A 24,145-nucleotide genomic window follows, 5' to 3' on the forward strand; every position below is an offset into this window, starting at 1 on the left:
CCGTAAGCGCTCCACATGCACAAATGATTTAACACTGCATTTACATCAAATTCATCCCTGGATTTATAGGTCTTTCGTATAGGTTGCACTCGCTCACGCTTTTACGGGTTGCACCTTTTAAAAGTGTTAAGTGCCGCATAAAAACTGGCTTCAAACGCAGAATCCCATCGTATTTACCAGCTTACTTATCGTTAACAATCCATTCATTTTTCAGCTTGCAGTCCAGGTCACATTTAACACGGTTGCACAAAGTTGCAACATGGTGGATATTTCACGCTAACGAACGAACATCACTAAAGATCAACAGGAGTTACTGGCATGGGCATGACCACCATGGGGGTTAAGCTGGATGACGCGACCCGCGAACGGATTAAGAGCGCTGCAACCCGCATTGACCGCACGCCGCACTGGCTGATTAAACAGGCCATTTTTAATTATCTGGAACGTCTGGAAAACGAAGACGACTTACCGGAACTGCCTGCCCTGCTGGCGGGTGCTGCCAACGAAAGCGAAGACGCCGCCGCCATCGCCGAAGAGAACCACCAGCCGTTCCTCGACTTTGCCGAGCAGATCCTGCCGCAGTCCGTGAGCCGCGCCGCGATCACCGCCGCGTATCGTCGCGCCGAAACCGACGCCGTGCCGATGCTGCTGGAGCAGGCCCGTCTGCCGGAGCCGATTGCGTCCCAGGCGCACAGCCTGGCGTATCAGCTCGCCGACAAACTGCGTAATCAGAAATCCGCCAGTGGTCGCGCCGGTATGGTGCAGGGGCTACTGCAGGAGTTCTCCCTCTCCTCGCTGGAAGGCGTGGCGCTGATGTGCCTCGCGGAAGCGCTGCTGCGTATTCCGGACAAAGCCACGCGCGATGCATTAATCCGCGACAAAATCAGCAACGGTAACTGGCACTCGCACATTGGCCGCAGCCCATCGCTGTTCGTCAACGCTGCCACCTGGGGCCTGCTGTTTACCGGCAAACTGGTCTCCACCCATAACGAAGCCAACCTTTCCCGCTCCCTGAACCGCATTATCGGTAAGAGCGGCGAACCGCTGATCCGCAAAGGCGTGGACATGGCGATGCGTCTGATGGGCGAGCAGTTCGTCACCGGTGAAACCATCTCCGAAGCGCTGGCCAACGCCCGCAAGCTGGAAGATAAAGGCTTCCGCTACTCTTACGACATGCTCGGTGAAGCGGCCCTGACCGCCGCCGATGCGCAGGCTTATATGGTCTCGTACCAGCAGGCGATCCACGCGATTGGTAAAGCCTCGAACGGTCGCGGCATTTACGAAGGGCCGGGGATTTCCATCAAGCTCTCCGCCCTGCACCCACGCTACAGCCGCGCTCAGTACGATCGCGTAATGGATGAACTCTACCCGCGCCTGAAATCCCTGACCCTGCTGGCGCGCCAGTACGATATCGGGATTAACATCGATGCCGAAGAGGCCGACCGCCTGGAGATCTCCCTCGATCTGCTGGAAAAACTGTGCTTCGAGCCAGAGCTGGCGGGCTGGAACGGTATCGGCTTCGTCATTCAGGCCTATCAGAAACGCTGTCCGTTTGTGATTGATTATCTGATTGACCTCGCCTCCCGCAGCCGCCGTCGACTGATGATCCGTCTGGTAAAAGGCGCGTACTGGGACAGCGAAATCAAGCGTGCGCAGATGGAGGGGCTGGAAGGCTATCCGGTCTACACCCGTAAGGTCTATACCGACGTTTCTTACCTCGCCTGTGCGAAAAAACTGCTTAACGTGCCGAACCTGATTTACCCGCAGTTCGCCACCCACAACGCCCATACGCTGGCGGCGATCTACAGCCTGGCCGGGCAAAACTACTATCCGGGCCAGTACGAGTTCCAGTGCCTGCACGGCATGGGTGAACCGCTGTACGAACAGGTCACCGGTAAAGTGGCAGAAGGCAAACTGAACCGACCGTGCCGTATCTATGCTCCGGTTGGCACACACGAAACGCTGCTTGCCTATCTGGTGCGTCGTCTGCTGGAAAACGGCGCGAACACCTCCTTCGTCAACCGTATTGCCGATACCACGCTGCCGCTCGATGAACTGGTTGCCGATCCGGTGCAGGCCGTGGAAAAAATGGCAGCCCAGGAGGGCCAGCTCGGCCTGCCGCATCCGAAAATTGCCCTGCCGCGTGAACTGTACGGCAGCGATCGCACCAACTCAGCGGGTCTGGATCTGGCAAACGAACACCGTCTGGCATCCCTGTCTTCCGCCCTGCTCAACAGCGCCCTGCAGAAATGGCAGGCGAAGCCGATTCTCGAACAGCCCGTTGACGCAGGCGACATGCAGCCGGTGATCAACCCGGCCGAACCGAAAGATATCGTCGGTTTTGCCCGCGAAGCCACCGCCCAGGAAGTCGAGCTGGCGCTGGAAAATGCCGTCAACAATGCGCCAATCTGGTTCGCAACGCCGCCACAGGAGCGTGCCGCGATCCTCGAGCGCGCCGCCGTGCTGATGGAAGACCAGATGCAACAGCTGATTGGCATCCTGGTGCGCGAAGCCGGGAAAACCTTCAGCAACGCCATCGCCGAAGTGCGCGAAGCGGTCGACTTCCTGCACTACTACGCCGGTCAGGTACGCAACGACTTCGATAATGAAACTCACCGCCCTCTGGGTCCGGTGGTCTGTATCAGCCCGTGGAACTTCCCGCTGGCGATCTTTACCGGCCAGATTGCTGCCGCGCTTGCCGCCGGTAACAGCGTGCTGGCGAAACCCGCTGAACAGACGCCGCTGATTGCCGCTCAGGGTATTCAGATCTTGCTCGAAGCCGGTGTTCCGGCAGGTGTGGTACAGCTTCTGCCGGGGCGCGGTGAAACCGTCGGCGCTCAGCTGACCTCTGACAACCGCGTGCGCGGTGTGATGTTTACCGGTTCCACGGAAGTGGCCACGCTGCTGCAACGCAACATCGCCACCCGTCTCGATCCGCAGGGGCGTCCGACGCCACTGATCGCCGAAACAGGCGGGATGAACGCGATGATCGTCGACTCCTCCGCCCTGACCGAGCAGGTGGTGGTGGACGTGCTGGCCTCGGCCTTTGATAGCGCCGGTCAACGTTGCTCCGCCCTGCGCGTGCTATGCCTGCAGGATGATATCGCCGACCACACGCTGAAAATGCTGCGCGGTGCGATGGCAGAATGCCGGATGGGTAACCCAGGCCGACTGACCACTGACATTGGCCCGGTGATTGACGCCGAAGCCAAAGCCAATATCGAACAGCACATTCAGGCGATGCGTGCCAAAGGCCGTCCGGTCTTCCAGGCGGTTCGCGAGAACAGCGAAGACGCACGCGAATGGAACACCGGAACCTTTATTGCGCCGACGCTGATTGAGCTTTCCAGCTTTGACGAGCTGAAAAAAGAGGTCTTCGGCCCGGTGCTGCACGTGGTGCGCTACAGCCGTAACAACCTCGAGGCGCTGGTCGATCAGATTAACGCCTCCGGCTACGGTCTGACCCTCGGCGTGCATACCCGTATCGACGAAACCATCGCTCAGGTGACGGGCAGCGCGAAAGTCGGCAACCTCTACGTCAACCGCAACATGGTGGGCGCGGTGGTCGGCGTGCAACCGTTCGGCGGCGAAGGCTTGTCGGGCACCGGTCCGAAAGCCGGTGGCCCGCTCTATCTCTATCGTCTGCTGGCGAACCGTCCGGAGAACGCCCTCGGCGTGACCCTGGCGCGTCAGGATGCGGAACGTCCGGTGGATGCGCAGCTGAAAACGCTGCTGACCCAGCCGCTGGAGGTGCTGACCAAATGGGCGGAAAAACGCCCGGAACTGCACGCCCTGTGCCAGCAGTATGGCGAACAGGCGCAGGCCGGTACTCAGCGTCTGCTGCCCGGCCCAACCGGTGAGCGCAACACCTGGACGCTGATGCCGCGCGAGCGCGTGCTGTGCATCGCCGACAACGAACAGGACGCGCTGGTCCAGCTGGCTGCCGCTGCGGCAACGGGCTGTGAAGTGCTGTGGCCGGAGGATGGTCTGCACCGCGATCTCGCTAAACAGCTGCCGAAAGAGGTGTCTGCGCGCATCACCTTCGCGAAACCGGACGTGATCACCACACAGGCCTTCGACGCCGTGATTTACCACGGCGATTCCGATCAGCTTCGTGAGCTGTGCGAGCAGGTGGCGGCGCGCGACGGCGCGATTGTGTCGGTGCAGGGCTTCGCACGCGGTGAAACCAATTTGCTGCTGGAGCGTCTGTACGTTGAGCACTCTCTTAGCGTCAACACGGCGGCCGCAGGCGGTAACGCCAGCCTGATGACAATCGGCTAATCGTATAGCTACAATGAACCCGTAGGCCGGATAAGCGTAGCGCGTCCGGCTTTTTTATACGGAGGGTAAAATGAAACGAGTATTGATTGCCGGCGCGGTATTGCTCTTCAGCGCTAACGCGCTGGCCGATGAGTGTGCCAGTGCGACCACCCAGACCGATCTGAACACCTGCACTGCCCAGCAATATCAGGCGGCAGATAAAAAACTGAATCAGACGTACCAGGCCGTGATGAAGCGTGCTGCCGCGCCCCAGCGTGATTTACTGAAAAAGGCCCAGCAGGCGTGGATTGGACTGCGTGATGCCGACTGTGCCTTTGCCGGTTCCGGCACCGAAGGCGGCAGCATCCAGCCAATGATCATTAATCAGTGCATGACGGAAAAAACCGTCGAGCGCGAGGCGTTTCTGGCCTCGCTGATGCAGTGCGAAGAAGGCGATTTAAGCTGCCCGCTGCCGCCAGGCAATTAACGCAGGCGAATCCCTTCAATAATCAGACGCTGCACGTTATCCACCGCACTCTGGAAAAACGCTTCATCCTGGAGCGTTTTTCCGGTCACGGCTTCAACCTGACTGGCAAAGTCAGCGTAATGTTGGGTCGAGGCCCAAATCATGAAAATCAGGTGCTGCGGATCGATTGGCGCCAGCTTTCCGCTCGCCACCCAACCCGCAATGATGGCCGATTTGTCGTCGATCAGCTGCTTTAAATCCCCCGTCAGTTCCGCCTGCAACAGCGGCGCACCTTGCAGCATCTCCATGCAGAACAGCTTCGACGCCTGCGGATGGTCGCGGGAGACCTCCAGCTTGAGGCGAATGTACTCTTTGATCGCCACCAGCGGCGTCAGTTCTTCGCGAAACGCTTTCAGCGGCGCCAGCCAGATATCGAGAATTTGCTGGAGAACGGCGACATAGAGCGCTTCTTTCGACGGGTAGTAGTAGAGCAGATTGGTTTTCGACACGCCGGACAGCTCCGCCACCTGCTCCAGACGCGTGCCATGAATGCCGAACCGGGAAAAGGTCTCCAGTGCGGCTTTCAGAATGGCCTGCTTCTTGGCGCTCACCGCCCGCGAACGTTTACCTGCTGTTTGCACTGCGCCTTGTGTCATGCCTGCTCTCCTTGTTGATGTGCGTTCAGCATAGCAAAACCCCTCGCTTCTCACGACATTCTGCACCTCAATCGCGCATAACCGCCTGATTTGTGTGCATCGCTTTTGACCAGTTAGTCCACTTTTACCGGCATCTTTTTAACAACCATCAGTTAACACACTAATAACAAAGCCATTTTCAAAACTGGCATTCCCTTTGCAAAACCACCATCACGAGGCTGAACAGGAAATGCAGGATGCAGCGCCACGTCTGACTTTCACCCCACACTGAGTTGAAGAGAGGTTCGTGATGAAAATTGGCGTATTCGTCCCTATCGGCAATAACGGCTGGCTAATCTCCTCCCACGCGCCGCAGTACATGCCGACCTTCGAACTGAACAAAGCCATTGTGCAAAAGGCGGAGCATTACCATTTCGATTTTGCGCTCTCGATGATCAAGCTGCGCGGTTTCGGCGGTAAAACCGAATTCTGGGATCACAATCTGGAGTCCTTCACCCTGATGGCGGGCCTGGCGGCGGTAACGTCGCGCATTCAGATTTACGCAACGGCCGCCACCCTCACCCTGCCCCCGGCGATTGTGGCGCGTATGGCGTCGACCATTGACTCTATCTCCGGCGGTCGTTTCGGCGTGAATCTGGTGACCGGCTGGCAAAAACCGGAATACGAGCAGATGGGGCTGTGGCCGGGCGATGAGTATTTCTCGCGCCGCTATGACTATCTCACCGAGTACGTGCAGGTACTGCGCGATCTGTGGGGCACCGGCAAGAGCGATTTCAAGGGCGATTACTTCACCATGAACGACTGCCGCGTCAGCCCGCAGCCCTCCACGCCGATGAAAGTGATCTGCGCCGGACAAAGCGACGCAGGCATGGCGTTCTCGGCGCAGCACGCAGATTTTAACTTCTGCTTCGGCAAAGGCGTCAACACCCCGGCCGCTTTCGCACCGACTGCAGCGCGGATGAAAGAAGCGGCGGAAGTGACCGGGCGCGAGGTCGGTTCTTATGTGCTGTTTATGGTGATCGCCGACGAAACCGACGAGGCCGCGCGAGCGAAATGGGAGCACTACAAAGCCGGAGCCGATGAAGAAGCCCTGAGCTGGTTGACGGAACAGAGCCAGAAAGACACGCGTTCCGGGTCGGACACCAACGTGCGCCAGATGGCAGACCCGACCTCCGCGGTCAACATCAACATGGGCACGCTGGTCGGCTCTTACGCCAATGTGGCGCGAATGCTCGATGAAGTTGCCAGCGTGCCCGGTGCCGAAGGCGTGTTGCTGACCTTTGACGATTTCCTTACCGGCGTGGAAACCTTTGGCGAGCGCATTCAGCCGCTAATGCAGTGCCGCGCACATATTCCCGCCGTCACCAGGGAGGTCGCGTAATGACGACGTTACACGCTCGCCCGGAAGCCATCACCTTTGCGCCTGAGCAGAGCGCGCTGATCGTGGTGGATATGCAAAACGCCTACGCAAGCCAGGGCGGTTATCTGGATCTGGCCGGATTTGACGTCTCGGCCACCCGCCCGGTGATCGACAATATCAACACCGCCGTTGCCGCCGCCCGCGCGGCGGGCATGTTGATTATCTGGTTCCAAAACGGCTGGGACGATCAGTACGTGGAAGCCGGTGGCCCCGGTTCGCCTAACTTCCACAAATCCAACGCGCTGAAAACCATGCGCAAGCAGCCGGAGCTACAGGGCAAACTGCTGGCAAAAGGTGGCTGGGATTACCAGCTGGTGGATGAACTGGTGCCGCAGCCCGGCGATATCGTGCTGCCCAAACCGCGTTACAGCGGCTTTTTCAACACCCCGCTCGACAGCCTGCTGCGCAGCCGTGGCATTCGCCATCTGATCTTTACCGGGATTGCCACCAACGTCTGCGTGGAATCGACCCTGCGCGACGGCTTTTTCCTGGAGTATTTCGGCGTGGTGCTGGCAGACGCAACGCACCAGGCCGGGCCGGAGTTCGCGCAGCAGGCCGCCCTGTTCAATATCGAAACCTTTTTTGGCTGGGTCAGCACCGTCGCCGAGTTTTGCGATGCCGTCTCCCCGCCATCGTTAGCCCGTATCGCCTGAGGAGCCACACTATGCCGAAATCCGTGATCATTCCCGCAGGCACCAGCACGCCGATTGCGCCCTTTGTACCCGGCACGCTCGCCGACGGCGTGGTGTATGTCTCCGGCACGCTGCCGTTTGATAAGCACAACAACGTGGTTTATCCCGACGACCCAAAGGCGCAAACCCGCCACGTTCTCGAGACCATCAGGAGCGTTATCGAAACGGCGGGTGGAACGATGGAGGACGTGACCTTCAACAGCATTTTTATCACCGACTGGAAAAACTACGCCGCGATTAACGAAATCTACGCCGAGTTTTTCCCCGGCGACAAACCGGCACGATTCTGCATCCAGTGCGGACTGGTAAAGCCCGAGGCGCTGGTCGAAATCGCCACCGTTGCGCATATCGGAAAATGAGGTTGCCATGAAAATATCCGTTTCACCGCCCCCGTACGCCGGTGCGCCGGTGGTGGTTCTCATTGCCGGGCTGGGTGGCGCGGGTGGCTACTGGCTGCCACAGCTGTCGGTGCTGGAGCAAGAGTATCAGGTGGTGTGCTACGACCAGCGTGGGACCGGGAATAATCCCGAGGCGTTGCCCGAGGGCTATTCTCTCGCGCAGATGGCGCAGGAGCTTTATCTGGCGCTGGCAGAGGCAGGCATTCCGCGCTTTTGCGTGGTAGGCCACGCGCTGGGGGCGCTGGTCGGCCTGCAGTTAGCTCTCGATCACCCTGAGGCGCTCACCGCGCTGGTGTCCATCAACGGCTGGCTAACGTTAAACGCCCATACCCGCCGCTGCTTTCAGATCCGCGAGCGTCTGCTGCATGCGGGCGGCGCGCAGGCCTGGGTGGAGGCGCAGCCCCTGTTTCTCTACCCCGCAGACTGGATGGCGGCCCGTGGCCCGCGCATGGAGGCCGAAGAGGCGCTGGCGCTCGCCCATTTCCAGGGGAAAGCGAATCTGCTGCGTCGGCTTAAGGCCCTGAAACAGGCGGATTTTAGCCGGGATGCGGCGCGGATTCGTTGCCCGGTGCAGGTGATCTGCTCCGCAGACGATCTGCTGGTGCCCGCCGTCTGTTCGTCTGCGCTGCACGCCGCGCTGCCCCACAGTGAAAAAGTGGTGATGCGCCAGGGCGGACATGCCTGCAACGTCACCGATCCCGATACGTTTAATACGCTGCTGCTGAACGGGCTTGCCAGCCTGCTGCATACGCGTGAAAAAGTGCTATAAGGAGCCGCCATGAGCGAAGCCATCAACCCGAGCGCGCTGAAAACCCTCTTTACCGACGCCCGAACGCACAACGGCTGGCAGGATATTCCGGTCAGCGATGAGACGCTGCGTGAGATTTACGACCTGATGAAATGGGGACCGACCTCCGCCAACTGTTCCCCTGCGCGGATCGTGTTTGTTCGCACGCCCGAAGGCAAAGAGAAACTGGCGCCGGCCCTCTCCAGCGGCAATCTGGCAAAAACCCTCGCCGCCCCCGTCACGGCGATCTTGGCCTGGGACAGCGAATTTTATGAGCGCTTGCCTGAACTGTTCCCCCACGGCGATGCCCGCAGCTGGTTTACCACCAGTCCGGAACTCGCTCAGGAGACGGCGTTTCGCAACAGCTCGCTGCAGGCGGCCTATCTGATTTTCGCCTGCCGCGCTCTGGGGCTGGATACCGGGCCAATGTCCGGCTTTGATCCGCAAAAAGTGGATGCAGCCTTTTTCACCGGCACCGGTCTGAAAAGCAATCTGCTGATCAATATCGGGTATGGCGATGCGAGCAAAGTCTATGCCCGACTGCCGCGTCTGACCTTTGAAGATGCCTGCGGGCTGGCGTAAGGAGCAAACATGAGCGTACCGGATCAACAAACCTTTCGCGACGCGATGGCCTGCGTCGGCGCGGCGGTGAATATCATTACCACCGATGGCCCTGCCGGACAGGCGGGATTTACCGCCAGCGCCGTGTGCAGCGTGACCGACTCACCGCCCACGCTGCTGGTGTGCCTGAATCGCGGCGCGTCCGTCTGGCCGACGTTTAGCGAAAACCGCACCTTGTGCGTCAATACCCTCTGCGCCGGACAAGAGCCGCTGTCTAACCTGTTCGGTGGGAAAACGCCGATGGCGGAACGCTTCGCGGCGGCAAACTGGCAGACCGGTGAAACGGGCTGCCCACGGCTGGAGGAGGCTCTGGCGTCGTTTGACTGCCGCATCAGCCAGGTGGTCAGCGTCGGTACCCACGACATTCTGTTTTGCGACATTGTCTCCATTACCCGCCACCCCGCGCCGCAGGGACTGGTGTGGTTTGACCGCGGCTATCACGCACTCCTGCGACCCGCCTGTTAACCCTCCTTAAGGAGACAGCTCATGGCCTTGTTCAGTTTTCCCCACTGGCAGTTAACCTCGACCTCCACTGAACGCGGCGTGGTCGCGCCGGATGAGAGGCTTCCCGTCCTACCCACCGTGGTGATGGGGGTTCAGCATGCGGTCGCTATGTTTGGCGCGACGGTGCTGATGCCCATTCTGATGGGGCTTGATCCGAATCTGTCGATCCTGATGTCTGGGATTGGCACGCTGCTGTTCTTTTTCATCACCGGCGGGCGCGTGCCGAGCTACCTTGGCTCAAGTGCCGCTTTTGTCGGTGTGGTGATCGCCGCCACGGGCTATAACGGCCAGGGCATCAACCCCAATCTCAGTATCGCCCTCGGCGGCATTATCGCCTGCGGGTTTATCTACACCCTGATTGGGCTGGTGGTGATGAAGGTCGGCACCCGCTGGATCGAACGCCTGATGCCGCCGGTCGTGACCGGGGCGGTGGTGATGGCGATTGGCCTGAATCTCGCGCCTATCGCGGTGAAAAGCGTCTCTGGCTCGTCTTTTGATAGCTGGATGGCGGCGGTGACGGTGCTGTGCATTGGTCTGGTCGCGGTATTTACCCGAGGAATGATTCAGCGGCTGTTGATCCTGGTGGGGCTGATCGCGGCCTGCCTGGTGTATGCCCTGATGACCAGCGTGCTGGGGCTGGGAAAACCGGTCGATTTTACGCTGGTGCAGAACGCCGCCTGGTTTGGTCTGCCGCACCTTACCTCCCCCACCTTTAGCGGGCAGGCGATGATGCTTATCGCGCCGGTCGCGGTGATTCTGGTGGCGGAAAACTTAGGTCATCTGAAAGCGGTCGCTGGAATGACCGGGCGTACCATGGACCCGTACATGGGGCGCGCCTTCGTGGGTGACGGGCTGGCCACGATGCTCTCTGGCGCCGTGGGCGGCAGCGGCGTGACGACATACGCGGAGAATATCGGCGTGATGGCGGTGACCAAGGTTTACTCCACGCTGGTATTTGTCGCCGCGGCGGTGATTGCCCTGCTGCTGGGCTTTTCTCCGAAATTCGGGGCGCTGATCCACACCATTCCGGCGCCGGTGATTGGCGGAGCGTCGATTGTGGTATTTGGTCTGATTGCCGTGGCAGGCGCCCGCATCTGGGTGCAGAACCGTGTGGATCTCAACCAGAACGGCAACCTGATAATGGTCGCCGTAACGCTGGTGCTCGGCGCAGGGGATTTCGCGCTGACGCTCGGCGGCTTTACTCTGGGCGGGATTGGGACGGCGACCTTTGGCGCAATTTTACTGAATGCGCTGCTGAGTCGGCACACGGCTGAAATTACTCAGGCTGAAGTGGTGCGTCAGGATTCCTGACAGAAGGTTTGTGCCGGGTAATGGCGCGTCGCCTTACCCGGCACAGGATAGCGCTGGCAGAGTGAATGGCCGCGCTTCAGGTGCAATACCGCGTTATTCGAGGGTCAGATCGGCCGCTTCTCGACGTCTCTTTTTTAGCTTTAACTCACTGACCAGCACACCCAGCACGATAAACGCCGCACCTAACAGCGCCAGCAGCGGCAAGCGTTCGCCCGCCAGACGGCCAAAAATACCGGCCCAGACCGGTTCACCGGTGTAGATGACGGTTGCGCGCGTGGGCGAAACGCTGCGCTGCGCCCAGTTCATTGTCACCTGAATAATGGCACTGAAAATCCCCAGACCGAGCGCCACAACCACCAGCCCGGTGGACATCGGCGGCACCGATTCGCCCGCAGGCACCATCGCGATAAAGGCCACTATTGAGGCCGTCGCCAGCTGCACGACGGTCACCCGTTTAACGTCGACCTTTCCGGCCCAGGCGCTGATCAGAATAATTTCTGCCGCGATCGCCACCGCGCCAATCAGCGTAATGATTTCGCCCGGTCCCATCGCCAGCAGGTTGTCACCCGGCCCTGCAAGCAGGATCAGGCCAATAAACGCCAGCACAATACCCACGCAGGACATCAGCCCCGGCATTCTGCCCAGACACAGCCACTGCAGCAGCGGCACCAGCGGAACATACATCGCGGTAATAAACGCCGATTTACTGCTCGGGATCGTCTGTAAACCCCAGGTTTGCAGGCTGTAGCCCATCGCGATAGCAACGCCAATCGCCACACCAGCCTGTAGCTCTTTCAGGGTCAGACCGCGCAGGGTTTTTAGTGAAATCAGCGCCACCGCAATCGCCGCCGTGGCAAAACGTAGCCCGACGAAGAAAAAGGGATCGCTGAGCGTCACCGCGTATTGCACCGCGAGGAACGTACCGCCCCAGAACATGGTGATCAGAATCAGGATCGCTTCCTGGGGTTTGATGGAAAAGGCGTAACGAGAGGAGGACATGAGCTACCTGCAACAAGAGTCAATCCGCTAGTGTGCGATGGCTTTGGTTACAGTTCAATGTCATGAAACGAAAAAACCGCCGGGAAACCCGGCGGCAGGGGGATATTTCAGGTTGGGTGACACTGAAATGGGGAGACGCTAACTCTTATTACTGCTCCCATGACTGTTTTTGCCCCCTTTTTTGCCAGCTTCAGATGCACGCTGCGGGTCATTCTTGAAGTTGCCCCCGCTCTGCTGGCCACCTTTACGACCTGCTTCTGATGCTCTGTCACGGTCTTCAGCGAAATTACCTGACCCACCACGATGGTTTGCCATCTCGAACCTCCAGAATATGAAACATTAGACATCATACTGCATTCAGTAAAAGAGGATTCTTTCACCTGACGACACAAGGTCAGTACCTTTGTCTGCGTCGCGTGAAACTAAGCTTAGTGGAATGAGCCGATCCGGCCAGTAAACGGTAATATTCTGCAACATGAAATCAGCCATTCGTGTGAGATCGCGAAAGCGAGACCAATAAGCTCCTCTTATCATTCAGGAAACGCGATTTCTTAAAAATGTTTCATTTTGCTACAAGGAATCGTCTTAGATATCTTGTTATAAATCAAAGAAATGGCTTTCAGGTTTGCAGTCTGGCCGTGGCGTCTTATCTTTAAAAGAACGCAGCGATTCGCTGCCAGAAACCACAATCGAGGAGTGATGCAAGATGGCAAAAGTTCTGGTGCTCTATTATTCCATGTATGGACACATTGAAACCATGGCTCATGCGGTGGCGGAAGGCGCAAGTAAAGTGGATGGTGTTGAGGTCGTGGTGAAACGCGTACCGGAAACCATGAACGCCGAGGCGTTTCTAAAAGCAGGCGGTAAAACACAGAATGCGCCGCAGGCAACCCCGCAAGAGCTGGCCGACTATGACGCCATCATCTTTGGTACCCCAACGCGCTTTGGCAACATGTCCGGGCAGATGCGTACCTTCCTGGATCAGACCGGTGGGCTGTGGGCGTCAGGCGCACTGTACGGCAAACTGGCCAGCGTCTTTAGCTCAACCGGGACCGGCGGCGGCCAGGAGCAGACGATCACCTCCACCTGGACTACCCTTGCCCATCACGGGATGGTGATTGTGCCGATTGGCTACGGTGCGCAAGAATTGTTTGATGTTTCACAGGTGCGCGGCGGGACACCGTACGGGGCGACCACCATTGCTGGCGGCGACGGTTCGCGTCAGCCAAGCCAGGAAGAGCTGGCCATCGCCCGTTATCAGGGTGAGCACGTCGCGGGCCTCGCGAAAAAACTGAACGGTTAACCTCAACAGGAGGACAAGCATGCCAACTCAACAATCCAAAGCTCATCACGTCGGTGAGTGGGCAAGTTTACGCAATACCTCTCCAGAAATTGCCGAGGCGATCTTTGAAGTCGCGGAATATGACGAGAAGCTGGCGGAGAAAATCTGGGAGGACGGGAGCGATGAAGTGCTGGTCCGTGCCTTCGACAAAACAGACAAAGACTCGCTCTTCTGGGGCGAGCAAACCATCGAACGTAAAAACGTCTGACCGTTGCCCCCCGCCGAAGCGGGGGGTTTTTACTTATTTCGCCGCGTCGTTCATCAGCGTATTAAATTTATCAATCGGGCAGAAACCGTTGGTATCCACCGGACAGTCTTTCAGTTCGAGCGTCACACGCTGCGCCGGAGATTTCAACGACAGCACATCGGCGTTTCGCAACTGCTCTGAGCTTTGATAGACATACTCAATTTTCATCAGGTCACGATTCGCACTCTTATCATGCCAGCGCTGGAAGACAATCTTCCCGCCAATCGGCGTGCGTTCGTGCTGGTCATGCAGCTGATAAGGTTTGAAATCCAGCGCCGTCAGCAGCGATGCGATGTTGGAGTCATGCCCCACCAGCACGGTGATTTTCGGTGCTTTCGCCTGATCGGTGACCAGTGCCTTATCGATATATTTCACCAGAGGTTTGGCGACGTTTCGCGCCACTTCCGTGGAGGTGAAAAGAGAATCCTGATAGCCATTTTTCAGCTGTGACAGGACGCGCCACTGCTGGTCCGTCTTGATTTCGCCCCACGCCACCTGATCCAGCGGGAAACCTTCGTAATACTGCAGCGTAAAGGCATCCACCAGCGAGTTGCCCACTTTAAGTGGACCAGAGACGCTCGGCTCTTTTTCATAATCGGCGGTGAAAGTGTCTTTAGCCTCGGTCAGAGAGCACTCTTTTTTCTCTTTGCAGGACGGGGAATCGGTGTATTTGGTGATCTGCTCCAGCAGCTTGTAGCTCTCATCCAGCTTCATGCCCTGGCGCTCGGTCTCCATCGCTTTGACCGCTTTTTCGCGGAACTCCGGCGAATTATCGGTGATCACCGGGTTAAAGGTCGGGTCCATGGTGCCCATTTTTTCCTGATGATGCACCGGCACATCACAGCCCGGGAAAGCCCCGGTGATAAAGAACTGCGCGGTCGCGACGGTACGTTGCAGACTGTTGGCATAGGTATAGACCGCGTCAGCCGGTGGGCATTCGCCAGTGGTCACCATCCCCTGCTCCGCCAGCCATTCACGCATGTAATGGCCCATATAGACTTCGAGCACGCCGCCTTTGGTGGTGAGCTGCCCGCCCGGCACCTCCCATTCCGGCCATTTGCCCGGCGTGGACTGCTCCAGCACGCTGCCGTTATTCGCCAGCGGCGCGCGCAGGTTGTGGCGGCTCATGATTAAAACCTGCTGCAACTGATAGCCTTCCGGGGCCGGTTGGGCCTGAACGCCAGAGGTCAGTGTTACGGTGCCAGCCACTGCAATAGCGAGTAGTGTTTTTCTCATCCCTTGTTCCTCACGTATTATTATCGTCGATGTGATTGTGACAGATTGATGACATATTTCCGGGAACCATTTCTCAAACTGATAGTTATCTCTTTTTACGCGGGCGAAAAAAGGTTTTATAATAAAACTATCAACCTCAGGAGTGACTGTGAAACGAACCCGTCTTGAAGAGAGTACCTGCCCCGTCGCCCGTTCGCTCGATATTATCGGCGACTGGTGGTCGCTGCTGATTGTGCGCGACGCCCTGCGCGGGCTGAAGCGCTTTGGGGAGTTCCAGAAAAGCCTCGGCATCGCCAAAAATATGCTTGCCACGCGCCTCAAGCTGCTGGTGGAAGAAGAGATTCTGGTGTTGCAGCCCGCCTCCGACGGCAGCGCCTGGCAGGAGTATGTCCTGACCGAAAAAGGCCGTGCCCTGCAGACAGTGCTGGTGGCGTTGTCCCAGTGGGGCAATGAATTTCTGTTCGCGGAAAACGAGCTGGGAAGCGTGCTGGTGGATGCCGAACACCGTCAGCCGCTGCGTAAGCTGGCGCTTATCGCGCACGATGGTCGCGAACTGACGCCGGACGAGGTGGTCCCAAAACTGCCTTAGCCCTTATTTTCAATACATTAGCCGTACCTTCGTCCTCCTTCTGACCGCAGAATAAAAATAATCTCCGCAAATTGGTTGCATTATAAAACCAAATATCTCACAGTTGATTCAGTTTCATATTGAAACCATTAACTCACTCCGCTTTGAGGTAACACGCAATGACAACTCAACACTCGACCGCGTTGATCACAGGGGCATCATCCGGTATTGGCGCGGTGTACGCCGATCGTTTCGCTGCGCGGGGCATCAACCTGGTGCTGGTCGCCCGCCGGGAAGATCGTCTGAACGCGCTGGCATCGCAACTGCGTGAACGCTATGGCGTTAACGTCGAGATTCTGGTTGCTGACCTGACACAAGAGACGGGGATCCGCGCCGTCGAGGAAGTACTGCACAGTAATACCGCCATCGACACGCTGGTCAATAATGCAGGCACGGCGCAAATGGCACCGTTCCTCGCCAGTGATGCCGCCTCGCATCAGGCCATCAATACTCTCAACACGACTGCGCTGATGCGTTTGACGCTCGCGGTTCTTCCACGTCTGGCGGAAAACCGTCGCGGTACGCTGATCAATATCGCCTCGGTGCTGTCGATCCACGCCCGTGCGGGCAGCGCGCTCTACAGCGCCACCAAAGCTTGGGTGCTCAACTTTACGCGCGGTTTGCAGGAAGAGTTTGCCGACAGCGGCGTGCGGATTCAGGCCGTGTTACCTGCCGCCACCGCGACTGAAATCTGGGAAATTTCGGGTGTCTCGATGAACGATCTGCCGGAAGGATCGGTGATGACCACCGACAATATGGTCGATGCGGCACTGGCCGGGCTGGATCAGGGTGAACTGATTACTATCCCGCCAATGCACGATGTGCAGCTGTGGGAGGACTATGAAGAGGCGCGTCTGGCCCTGTTCAACAGCGCGCGCACCGGCGTCCCGGCCCCACGTTATTTCAGTCGTTAAACTAGCGCTCCAGCTGGTCGCCGTACTCCCGCATCCAGGCGGCCAGCGGAGAGAGCGCGCTTTGCAACGTCAACCCTAACGCCGTGATCTGATACTCCACCCGCGGCGGGATTTCCGGATAAATGGTGCGCGACACCAGCCCACGCTGTTCAAATAATCGCAGCTGTTTGGTCAGCTCTTTTTGTGTGATGGGGGCGGCGGCGCGCAGCAAATCGCCAAAACGCACCGGGCTGTTCAGCACAATCAAACGATAGAGAATGGGGATTGCCCATTTGCCCGAAATCAAATTCACAAACTGCGTCATCGGACAGGATTCCGTCGCAGAATTTTTTTCGGAGGTTAGTTCGCCTGTTTGCGCCATAGCACACCCTTCGCCTCATTAGTATCCAAATGGTACCTGGTTTCTTTTGGATACTAACGTTTCTATAGTGCTTTCTCCAGTGACATTTCAGGAGATAACCATGGGTCGTTTAGCAGGTAAATATACGCTTATTACAGGGGGTACCAGCGGCATCGGTCTGGCGACAGCGCAGGCGTTCATCGCCGAAGGAGCACACGTCGCGGTGACCGGACGTAACCCGGACACTCTGGCCGAGGCCCAGCGCGTGCTGGGGGACCACGCCTGGGTGATCGCCACCGACGCCGGGAATATTGCGGAACAGAAACAGCTGGCAGATACCCTCTCCGCACGCTGGCCGCGACTGGATGCGGTGTTTATCAACGCCGGTGATGTGACGCACGGGCTGCTGGAAGAGTGGCGCGAAGAGGCGTGGGATCGGTTGATGGGCATTAACCTCAAAGGCCCGTTCTTTCTGGTGCAGGCCCTGCTGCCGCTGTTGAATAACCCTTCTTCGGTGATCCTGTGCGGATCGGTAAGCGCGCGGATCGGCTTACCCACCAGCAGCGTGTACGCGGCCAGTAAAGCAGGTCTGTTGTCGCTGGCGCGGACACTTTCTGCGGAACTTCTGCCACGTGGTATTCGCGTGAACGGCTTAAGCCCTGGTCCGGTAGAAACCCCGGCGCTGAACAAACTGGGGCTGAGCGCAGAGGCACAGAAAGCACTGCAGGGGGATATCGCAAGCCTGGTCCCACTTGGGCGTATGGGTACGCCGCAGGAACTGGCGAAAGCGGCGCTCTATCTCGCCTCCGATGAGTCCAGCTATACCGTGGGGATCGACCTGCTGGTGGATGGCGGAACCGGGAGTCTGTAATTTCACAGGCGCGATATAGCGGAATTCGTGCCGGTATATCGCGCTTGGTTTAATAAGCATTCAAATATAACTTCGCTGAATAATAGTCTGTTTCAATGTTATACTTACGAATAGTCTTAGGTGGTATTGCAAAGGAATTAACCTTCTTGTCACAACGTAAATATATCACTGCAACGATAATTATCATTGCCTGCACAACGTCAATATTCGCAACGTTAATTTCACATGAAGTAAAGAGTCTTCAGGGTTATATGGTTTACATTGCCGAGAACGGGAAATCGGCCCTTTTCCATGAAGAATTTATTAATGAGGATATCGCCTATCGTTTATCTCGCGCGTTTTCTAAACAAGCGGCCTCAGGCGTGAATACTAAAGAAAAAGCAAAATCGCTCTGCAAGAATGTTGAAACTGTTGGCGAGATCAAAGGCTTTAATCTGGTGGCGAGAACGACCATCCTTCTGGAGGGGACCCTTCAGACGCGAAATACCGCCTGCGAAGCCTGGGGTCAGGATGTGCCCGCCCTGCCTGTCATCAATATGACGGAGACTGTAGCCTCGTCAAAATACACTTTTTCCAACTACACGGGCTACGCGTTTAATAGCACCCGATATTATATTGACCTCGTAAACAACTATATTTACATCAACCATCTGGTGAACACGTTTGATTACACCTTTGGTAACTGGCTGGTGGCCGACGGGGAAAGAATCAATCTCGCAAATAACCCGACCACCATTACGATAGATGATAACGCGCTGGAAGATCTGATCCAGGGCGAAAATATTGTGACGCACATTTATAAAGATGCCTATACCAGGAGAAATATTATTAGCATGATCAAGCCCGTATTTTTTGATGGAAAAATAAAAGGCCTGCTGATCACCGACATTAATATTCACGATCTGGCCACATCGTTTATTACCCCTGACCGCCCAATATTGTGGAAATTCCTTTCCCTCTATGTCACGGATAATATCACGGGGGGGAATATCATTTTCCATAAGCCGATCCTTAGGTCGCTGGATCTGATTAATTATAAAGATGAAATGACGCAGTACTATACCCTGCACGTTAAGCTCGATGCGATTTACGTGGTGATTTTGACTTTCTGGCTGGTGCTGCTTTACGTCCTGGCTACCGTGATGCTGCTGCGCTATGCCCGCAAACAGTTTATCCGTCAGAAATTACTCTCCCGCGATAATATTACCGATGTGTTAACCGGGCTGTATAACCGCAAAGTGATCACGCCAGAACTCAACCAAAAAATTCAGCTACTGGTGGAGAGAAATATTCCGGTCACGGTGATGGCTATCGATAGCGATGGACTCAAAAGAATCAATGACACCTTAGGCCATCATATGGGCGATAAGGCGATTCAGTCCCTGGGGCTGGCGCTGGCTCAGTCGATTCGCAAAAGCGATTACGGAATCCGGCTCGGCGGCGATGAGTTTTGTTTAATTCTGATCGACAATAATATTGACCGCTCCCGGGATATGATTGCGCGCATACAAGGTTATTTGCAGACCATTGATACGGAAAAAATGGTGGCGTTCTCCTGGGGGAGCTACCAGATGCGCGAGGGTGATACTCTGGAGGAGGCAATGCTGAAGGCGGACGCACTGCTATATCAGCATAAACGGGCAAAATACGCAGATCGCCAGTAAGCGGATGATGTGGCTGGAAAACGTGTGATCCGCGTGAACGGCTAAAGCCCTCCGGGAGAAAACCCGGCGCTGATGCCGATCACCGCGCCGACATACAGCGCCGCCCAAACGGCGGCAGAGATCAGGCTCACCGCGTAAACCTTCCCGACATTCACTCTGAGCATCCCCGCTGCCAGCGGTACGATGTAGCGCAGCACCGCAAGAAAACGGGCGGTGAATAACACTGCCACGCTGTTTTTCTCTAACTGATGCTGGATGCGTAAAAAGCGAGCGGCATGTTTTGCGCTCAGGCGCATCATCATCCGCGTATTGCCCATGAGCTGCCCCAGATGGTAATTCAGCACTGAGCCGCACGTCGCGCCCGTCACCACGGCAAGCCAGGCCAGCACGGGCGAAAGCGTTGTCTGACTGACGGTAATCCCACCAAGCAACATCAGCGACGCGGGCGGAAGAATGGAGGAGACAAACACCGTTGATTTGCAGAACGCCATTACCGCCAGCAAGGCGAACAATTGCGCCGGATAGTGTGCAAAATGATTAAGCAAATTATTGAGCCATTCCATCGCAGCGCCTCTTTAGAAAGGGGAATCTGCTATTTAAAATGAAATGCATTAAATAAAACCTCAACGCGAATTAAATATATTTAACCTAAACCGTTCGTCAACATTATTGATATTTTAAAGCAGCATTTAAAAACTGGCGTATTATTCCTACCGCTTTACTACGATCTCGTTATGGCGAGGCTCCTGTACAAATACACGTTATCGCTCTGGTGGTTTCGAGAGAAACAACACAGGGTAAAACAGGCACTGTCGAATCAAGGCTTTGTCAGTATAACTTCCCTTCGGGGATACGGTGTACAGTGCTGAACCCAGGACGTGGGGATCTCCTCTTCGACATGCCCTGTCTTGCTCGCCCCTGAGAGATAATTATATTCAAAGGGAATTCACTATGTCTTACACCATCCATAATTCACTTCCGGCATTTAACGACAGCGCCATCGCGCAATATATGAATACGGATTTTATTGTCCTCGACGCGTCATTATGTGTCGCGCTGGCGCGTGAACATTTCTTCGCACAATTAAAAGATGACGATATTCCAACGCATATTTTTATTGAAAATAATGGCCGATTGGCTGGAATGATTTCGGTCAGAACGTTATTACAGGAAGCCAATACCGTTCAGGCCGTGAGCGCGCTGATGGTCTCTCAGTTTTTGCAGGTTAAACCCGACGATGAGCGTGCAGAAGTGGCTGCCCTGCTGAGCCATGCCGGTGTTGACGTGGTACCGGTGGTCACCCACGGGAAACTGGTGGGTTGTCTCACCGAGCGTGAAATTGCGCATTTGCTGGAAGATGACGTGACAGAAGATGCGCAGCGCCAGGGGGCAACGCTGCCGCTGGAGCGGCCTTACCTCGAAACCAGTGCCGTGCAGCTTTGGAAAAAACGTGCCGTATGGCTGCTGCTGCTGTTCGTCGCAGAGGCCTACACCAGCACCGTGCTTCAGCATTTTGAAGATGCCCTCGAATCCGCGATCGCCCTGGCGTTCTTTATTCCGTTGCTCATTGGCACCGGCGGCAATAGCGGCACGCAGATTACCTCCACGCTGGTCCGTGCGATGGCGCTGGGTGAAGTTGGGCTGAAAGACCTGGGACGCGTGCTGCGTAAAGAGATGACCACCTCGGTGATGATTGCCGTTACGCTCGGGCTGGCAGGCTGTGTGCGCGCCTGGATGATGGGCATTGGAATGGACATTACGCTTATCGTGAGCTTGACGCTGGTGTGCATCACCCTCTGGAGCGCCATTGTCTCGTCAGTGATCCCGATGGTGTTAAAACGCTGCGGCATTGATCCTGCCGTGGTATCCGCGCCGTTTATCGCCACCTTTATCGACGGAACAGGCCTGATTATCTATTTCAAAATCGCGCAGTACACGCTGGGACTGGAGTGACCGGCGCGTAGCCTGAACAAAAGCCTCGTGAGAGCCGGGAATGCGCCCCCGGCTCTCGCAACATCTTCGTCGTGTAGTGATCCACATTCCCATCATTCAACCACATCGGTAGCGTCCCGCCCTTCATCGGGCTAAAACTCCCCTTTCCGTGAGTTGCTGGCGACGACTGAACAGGCTATGGATTGAACCAAAGAAGATTCTGATGAAAAGAGAGCAAAAAAAAGGGGTTACCTTTCGGTAACCCCTTTTTTCGTATTTGGCGGAAGCGTAGAGATTCGAACTCTAGAACCCTTTCGGGTCGCCGGTTTTCAAGACCGATGACAATACCAATAAAATCAATTGGTTATATATTTACGTTGGTATAAACCTTTAACTTACGCCCTAGATAATTCAAGAACATAGGGAGAAATCAGAACTTAGTATACCAACACTTTTCACGTCTTAATGTCGAAATCGTCGACCGTCACAAACTCATCCTGCGCCTTTTGTTTGATCTCTTCTTCCGACATTTCTACCGGCTTCATCGCTGCGAAAAGCTTTTCCTTGCCGTAGGGGATCACGTAATCCTGCGCAATCCCAACAAACATTTTTCCGATATCAGTCTGCAAAAATGCAGCAATGTCTGTCAGTCCACTCATTTCAGTAACCCCCGGCAGATCGGATCATCCGCCATTTTGACGAAATTGAGGCGCGGCTTTCCTTTGTCGCGCCCCTTGCTTTGCGTACCTGAGCCGTAGCGGTCAGCGATGATCGGAAACGTGTTATAGCAGCGAATGGCAAATTCTTTATCGCGAGAGATACGGTCAAACAGCGTTCCCATAACCTCCTTCATCGGCTTGGGGATCGCCAGCCCGGCAACGCCGGAACTCATCTGCAGCCACAGGGCTTTAATCGGCGGAAAGGCCTGCTGCGCACCGCGCATTCTTCCGCCGGTGTTTGGCTCCGTGGTCAGCAGAACGTCGCGCATAGCGATGATGCCGGGGTTTTTCTCCCACACATCAAAGTACATCTGCGTTCCGCTCTGTGCTGCTTGAAAAAGTTGCTGCTTATTCATTCATCTTACGCTCCCAGCTGAAGGCCTTTCAGATCTACATCATCGTCTTCCGCTTTATCTTCGACGGCCGGTGGCGGTGTCGGGAAATCGATGGATGGGTACATATCATTCATTTTCACCTGGTGCGCCAGCGCTGCATCAAACAGACCGGTCAGAAATTCTTTCACCGACAGGTCATTACCACCAGGCTGCTTTCCCGTATCGCGGTTGTGCATGTGATAGCGCAGCTCGCTGAAAATCTGACGGTCTGACGGCTGGGTGTACCCGCGACTGCGCAGATCGTCTTCCAGTTTTTTCAGGTACTCGTCATCACACAGGATGTCATAGAGCTCCTGGCCTTCCAGCGTCAGGCCGGTGTAGTTGGTCGCATAGCGCGCCAGCAGTTTCGGCTCAAAGCGCTGAACGAGCATCATGTGATACATCTGGTCTTTGGAAAAACCGCTCATGTTCATGGCGCCTTTGGCGTCATATGCGATGTCCGGGTTTTCGATAATAAACAGAAGTGCAGCCTTAAGGCCGCCAAGCGTCAACATTGCCATGATTAGATCTCGCTCATGATAGTGATAATGGATCGCCAGCCTAAGGTTTACGATGGCGTCTATGATGAAGAACGGAGCGACAACGCCGCCCCGTGGTTTGGTATTAGCCAATGACCCAGGTGGAACCATTCCACACCAGAATCAGAGAGCTATTTGCTGCCGCCAGCGCACCAGCAGGGACAGCAGTTGCGCCATTCACGGTGAGGGCCGTGATACCACCCAGACAGGTGACGACGATATATGCCGGGCCGCCAGGTAATGGTGCGCTCAGGTTAATCGTGTATGCCGCAATAGCTGCCGGGTTAACCAGTGGCTGAATGACAACGGCACCGCTTACACCGACAATCGCCGTTGACCCACCGTTTACCGCAACAATCGCCGGGTATACGACAGGTGACGCCAGCAACGGCAGCACAGCCCCCGGCCCGCCAACTACAGCAGCCGGAGAGCTCTGCACCTGATTTTGAGCTGTGTTGTTATTGATATTCACAGGCATTTTCGTTACTCCGCAGGCGGGGCCGAAGCCCCGCAACTATCAGAACACGCTGTTATCAGCAGCGAACGTTTCGGTGTTGCTCAGCTGAGAGCCGTTGATCACACCACCGCCGTAACCGCGGCGACCACCATACAGCGGGGTTGTCTGGTTGCCGTACGGCTGGCCGAAGCGCAGCTCGTCCTCGCGCCAGCGAGCAGAAGTGGACGTGTTGTAGTTCAGCATCTGCTGCATATCGTTCAGCTGCTTCTGCTGGAAACCGGCCTGATAACCGACAGCGTCAGTTGCGCGGATATTGGTCACGAAGTGATCGTGCTGACGGTTGTGACCGTTCCAGATGGCCCAGATAACAACCAGGAAGGCAATAAACGCCACGATACCAACGGAGCCGCCCAGCGCGCCCATGCCGCCACCTGCAGAAGACTGCATTGGCATCTGGGAAGGCAGGGTGATGTTGGTTTCATGGGTGCTTGCCGGAGTAGCGGTAGAGTCCATGGAAATTTCCTCTTCGGAGAGTTGATTTTCAGCGTCACTAGTAACGCTTTCAGGGGTGCTGACAGGTTCGGGTACAGCAGGGGTTTCCGGCGGTACAGGTGCCACTTCAGCGGGTGCGCCAGGGTCGGCGGCTTCGTCTAATTCAGCCATGCGGCCTCCTTCAAAACTCCCGCTAATTTTACGCGCCATCAGACCCCGAATTTCGCCGCTCCCGAAATGTTACCGCTGCTGATTACTCTCCCTCTCCTCCCTCCT

Annotated in this window: 27 protein-coding genes and 1 riboswitch; of the genes, 16 read left to right on the forward strand and 11 right to left on the reverse strand. The window is 56.4% G+C overall.

The window, feature by feature from the left end; translation table 11 throughout:
• Nucleotides 1-318 precede the first annotated feature (318 nt).
• Nucleotides 319-4,281, forward strand: coding sequence for a trifunctional transcriptional regulator/proline dehydrogenase/L-glutamate gamma-semialdehyde dehydrogenase (putA, locus tag OVA10_RS16410; protein WP_268196364.1), 3,963 nt, complete (start codon nucleotides 319-321; stop codon nucleotides 4,279-4,281).
• Between the two features lie 70 nt (nucleotides 4,282-4,351).
• Nucleotides 4,352-4,747: a lysozyme inhibitor LprI family protein gene (locus OVA10_RS16415; protein WP_123429126.1), complete on the forward strand. Its 396-nt coding sequence runs from the start codon at nucleotides 4,352-4,354 to the stop codon at nucleotides 4,745-4,747.
• Here the strand turns inward: OVA10_RS16415 and rutR are convergent.
• Nucleotides 4,744-5,382, reverse strand: coding sequence for an HTH-type transcriptional regulator RutR (gene rutR, locus OVA10_RS16420; RefSeq protein ID WP_100780650.1), 639 nt, complete (start codon nucleotides 5,380-5,382; stop codon nucleotides 4,744-4,746). The genes OVA10_RS16415 and rutR overlap by 4 nt on opposite strands.
• Nucleotides 5,383-5,671: 289 nt before the next feature.
• On the opposite strand from rutR, the gene rutA reads away from it, so the two are divergent.
• The 7 genes from rutA to rutG are packed head-to-tail and all read left to right on the forward strand — an operon-like array spanning nucleotide 5,672 to nucleotide 11,115.
• On the forward strand, nucleotides 5,672-6,763 hold the full coding sequence (gene rutA, locus OVA10_RS16425) for a pyrimidine utilization protein A (RefSeq protein ID WP_102105570.1): 1,092 nt from the start codon (nucleotides 5,672-5,674) through the stop codon (nucleotides 6,761-6,763).
• Nucleotides 6,763-7,455, forward strand: a complete 693-nt coding sequence (gene rutB, locus OVA10_RS16430) for a pyrimidine utilization protein B (RefSeq protein WP_123429128.1) — start codon at nucleotides 6,763-6,765, stop codon at nucleotides 7,453-7,455. The genes rutA and rutB overlap by 1 nt, the downstream gene beginning before the upstream one ends.
• 11 nt (nucleotides 7,456-7,466) lie before the next feature.
• Nucleotides 7,467-7,853, forward strand: coding sequence for a pyrimidine utilization protein C (gene rutC / locus OVA10_RS16435; protein WP_100780653.1), 387 nt, complete (start codon nucleotides 7,467-7,469; stop codon nucleotides 7,851-7,853).
• A gap of 7 nt (nucleotides 7,854-7,860) precedes the next feature.
• Nucleotides 7,861-8,661: a pyrimidine utilization protein D gene (gene rutD / locus OVA10_RS16440; RefSeq protein ID WP_268196366.1), complete on the forward strand. Its 801-nt coding sequence runs from the start codon at nucleotides 7,861-7,863 to the stop codon at nucleotides 8,659-8,661.
• Nucleotides 8,662-8,670: 9 nt separating this feature from the next.
• Complete coding sequence (locus OVA10_RS16445; RefSeq protein ID WP_123429130.1) at nucleotides 8,671-9,261, forward strand: malonic semialdehyde reductase; 591 nt, start codon at nucleotides 8,671-8,673, stop codon at nucleotides 9,259-9,261.
• Between the two features lie 9 nt (nucleotides 9,262-9,270).
• On the forward strand, nucleotides 9,271-9,765 hold the full coding sequence (gene rutF / locus OVA10_RS16450; protein ID WP_100780656.1) for an NADH-dependent FMN reductase RutF: 495 nt from the start codon (nucleotides 9,271-9,273) through the stop codon (nucleotides 9,763-9,765).
• A gap of 21 nt (nucleotides 9,766-9,786) precedes the next feature.
• Nucleotides 9,787-11,115, forward strand: coding sequence for a pyrimidine utilization transport protein G (rutG, locus tag OVA10_RS16455; protein WP_268196367.1), 1,329 nt, complete (start codon nucleotides 9,787-9,789; stop codon nucleotides 11,113-11,115).
• Nucleotides 11,116-11,208: 93 nt separating this feature from the next.
• Here the strand turns inward: rutG and OVA10_RS16460 are convergent, their stop codons facing one another.
• Together OVA10_RS16460 and OVA10_RS16465 are read right to left on the reverse strand one after the other, a co-directional pair.
• On the reverse strand, nucleotides 11,209-12,114 hold the full coding sequence (locus OVA10_RS16460) for a DMT family transporter (RefSeq protein WP_102105576.1): 906 nt from the start codon (nucleotides 12,112-12,114) through the stop codon (nucleotides 11,209-11,211).
• Between the two features lie 138 nt (nucleotides 12,115-12,252).
• Nucleotides 12,253-12,429, reverse strand: coding sequence for a general stress protein (locus tag OVA10_RS16465; RefSeq protein ID WP_100780659.1), 177 nt, complete (start codon nucleotides 12,427-12,429; stop codon nucleotides 12,253-12,255).
• A gap of 391 nt (nucleotides 12,430-12,820) precedes the next feature.
• On the opposite strand from OVA10_RS16465, the gene wrbA reads away from it, so the two are divergent.
• Nucleotides 12,821-13,417, forward strand: a complete 597-nt coding sequence (gene wrbA / locus OVA10_RS16470) for an NAD(P)H:quinone oxidoreductase (RefSeq protein ID WP_100780660.1) — start codon at nucleotides 12,821-12,823, stop codon at nucleotides 13,415-13,417.
• Nucleotides 13,418-13,436: 19 nt separating this feature from the next.
• Nucleotides 13,437-13,664 (forward strand): YccJ family protein, encoded by a 228-nt coding sequence (locus OVA10_RS16475; RefSeq protein ID WP_100780661.1) that lies wholly within the window; start codon nucleotides 13,437-13,439, stop codon nucleotides 13,662-13,664.
• A 33-nt stretch (nucleotides 13,665-13,697) separates the two neighbouring features.
• Here the strand turns inward: OVA10_RS16475 and agp are convergent, their stop codons facing one another.
• The gene (gene agp / locus OVA10_RS16480; protein ID WP_102105577.1) at nucleotides 13,698-14,939 is read right to left on the reverse strand and encodes a bifunctional glucose-1-phosphatase/inositol phosphatase; all 1,242 of its coding nucleotides are present in this window, start codon (nucleotides 14,937-14,939) and stop codon (nucleotides 13,698-13,700) included.
• Nucleotides 14,940-15,087: 148 nt separating this feature from the next.
• On the opposite strand from agp, the gene OVA10_RS16485 reads away from it, so the two are divergent.
• Both OVA10_RS16485 and OVA10_RS16490 read left to right on the forward strand, forming a co-directional pair.
• Nucleotides 15,088-15,528: a winged helix-turn-helix transcriptional regulator gene (locus OVA10_RS16485; protein WP_100780663.1), complete on the forward strand. Its 441-nt coding sequence runs from the start codon at nucleotides 15,088-15,090 to the stop codon at nucleotides 15,526-15,528.
• A gap of 158 nt (nucleotides 15,529-15,686) precedes the next feature.
• The gene (locus tag OVA10_RS16490) at nucleotides 15,687-16,481 is read left to right on the forward strand and encodes an SDR family NAD(P)-dependent oxidoreductase (protein ID WP_123429133.1); all 795 of its coding nucleotides are present in this window, start codon (nucleotides 15,687-15,689) and stop codon (nucleotides 16,479-16,481) included.
• 1 nt (nucleotide 16,482) lies between these two features.
• On the opposite strand, the gene OVA10_RS16495 is transcribed toward OVA10_RS16490, so the two are convergent.
• A complete protein-coding gene (locus OVA10_RS16495; RefSeq protein WP_268196368.1) occupies nucleotides 16,483-16,842 on the reverse strand; it encodes a winged helix-turn-helix transcriptional regulator in 360 nt (119 codons plus the stop codon).
• A 100-nt stretch (nucleotides 16,843-16,942) separates the two neighbouring features.
• Between OVA10_RS16495 and OVA10_RS16500 the strand changes: the two genes are divergently transcribed.
• Together OVA10_RS16500 and dgcJ are read left to right on the forward strand one after the other, a co-directional pair.
• Nucleotides 16,943-17,692, forward strand: a complete 750-nt coding sequence (locus tag OVA10_RS16500; protein ID WP_181827587.1) for an SDR family oxidoreductase — start codon at nucleotides 16,943-16,945, stop codon at nucleotides 17,690-17,692.
• A 95-nt stretch (nucleotides 17,693-17,787) separates the two neighbouring features.
• Nucleotides 17,788-19,356: a diguanylate cyclase DgcJ gene (gene dgcJ / locus OVA10_RS16505; protein ID WP_268196369.1), complete on the forward strand. Its 1,569-nt coding sequence runs from the start codon at nucleotides 17,788-17,790 to the stop codon at nucleotides 19,354-19,356.
• A gap of 41 nt (nucleotides 19,357-19,397) precedes the next feature.
• On the opposite strand, the gene OVA10_RS16510 is transcribed toward dgcJ, so the two are convergent.
• The gene (locus OVA10_RS16510; RefSeq protein ID WP_268196370.1) at nucleotides 19,398-19,919 is read right to left on the reverse strand and encodes a DedA family protein; all 522 of its coding nucleotides are present in this window, start codon (nucleotides 19,917-19,919) and stop codon (nucleotides 19,398-19,400) included.
• Between the two features lie 158 nt (nucleotides 19,920-20,077).
• Nucleotides 20,078-20,247: riboswitch (M-box (ykoK) riboswitch) on the forward strand.
• Nucleotides 20,248-20,307: 60 nt separating this feature from the next.
• Between OVA10_RS16510 and OVA10_RS16515 the strand changes: the two genes are divergently transcribed.
• Entirely contained in the window at nucleotides 20,308-21,309 is a 1,002-nt protein-coding gene (locus OVA10_RS16515; protein ID WP_102105583.1) for a magnesium transporter, read from the forward strand.
• Between the two features lie 434 nt (nucleotides 21,310-21,743).
• Here the strand turns inward: OVA10_RS16515 and OVA10_RS16520 are convergent, their stop codons facing one another.
• The 5 genes from OVA10_RS16520 to OVA10_RS16540 all read right to left on the reverse strand — a co-directional run bounded on the left by OVA10_RS16520 (nucleotide 21,744) and on the right by OVA10_RS16540 (nucleotide 24,040).
• Nucleotides 21,744-21,947, reverse strand: a complete 204-nt coding sequence (locus tag OVA10_RS16520) for a hypothetical protein (RefSeq protein ID WP_268196371.1) — start codon at nucleotides 21,945-21,947, stop codon at nucleotides 21,744-21,746.
• Nucleotides 21,944-22,318, reverse strand: coding sequence for a hypothetical protein (locus OVA10_RS16525; RefSeq protein ID WP_268196372.1), 375 nt, complete (start codon nucleotides 22,316-22,318; stop codon nucleotides 21,944-21,946). Before OVA10_RS16525 ends, OVA10_RS16520 begins: the two co-directional genes overlap by 4 nt.
• 50 nt (nucleotides 22,319-22,368) lie before the next feature.
• A complete protein-coding gene (locus OVA10_RS16530) occupies nucleotides 22,369-22,902 on the reverse strand; it encodes a hypothetical protein (RefSeq protein ID WP_268196373.1) in 534 nt (177 codons plus the stop codon).
• Nucleotides 22,903-23,005: 103 nt separating this feature from the next.
• Entirely contained in the window at nucleotides 23,006-23,398 is a 393-nt protein-coding gene (locus OVA10_RS16535) for a hypothetical protein (protein WP_268196374.1), read from the reverse strand.
• A 39-nt stretch (nucleotides 23,399-23,437) separates the two neighbouring features.
• On the reverse strand, nucleotides 23,438-24,040 hold the full coding sequence (locus tag OVA10_RS16540; RefSeq protein ID WP_268196375.1) for a hypothetical protein: 603 nt from the start codon (nucleotides 24,038-24,040) through the stop codon (nucleotides 23,438-23,440).
• Between the last annotated feature and the right edge of the window lie 105 nt (nucleotides 24,041-24,145).

The organism is Lelliottia sp. SL45 (genome assembly GCF_026672535.1).
Taxonomy (GTDB): Bacteria; Pseudomonadota; Gammaproteobacteria; order Enterobacterales; family Enterobacteriaceae; genus Enterobacter; species Enterobacter nimipressuralis.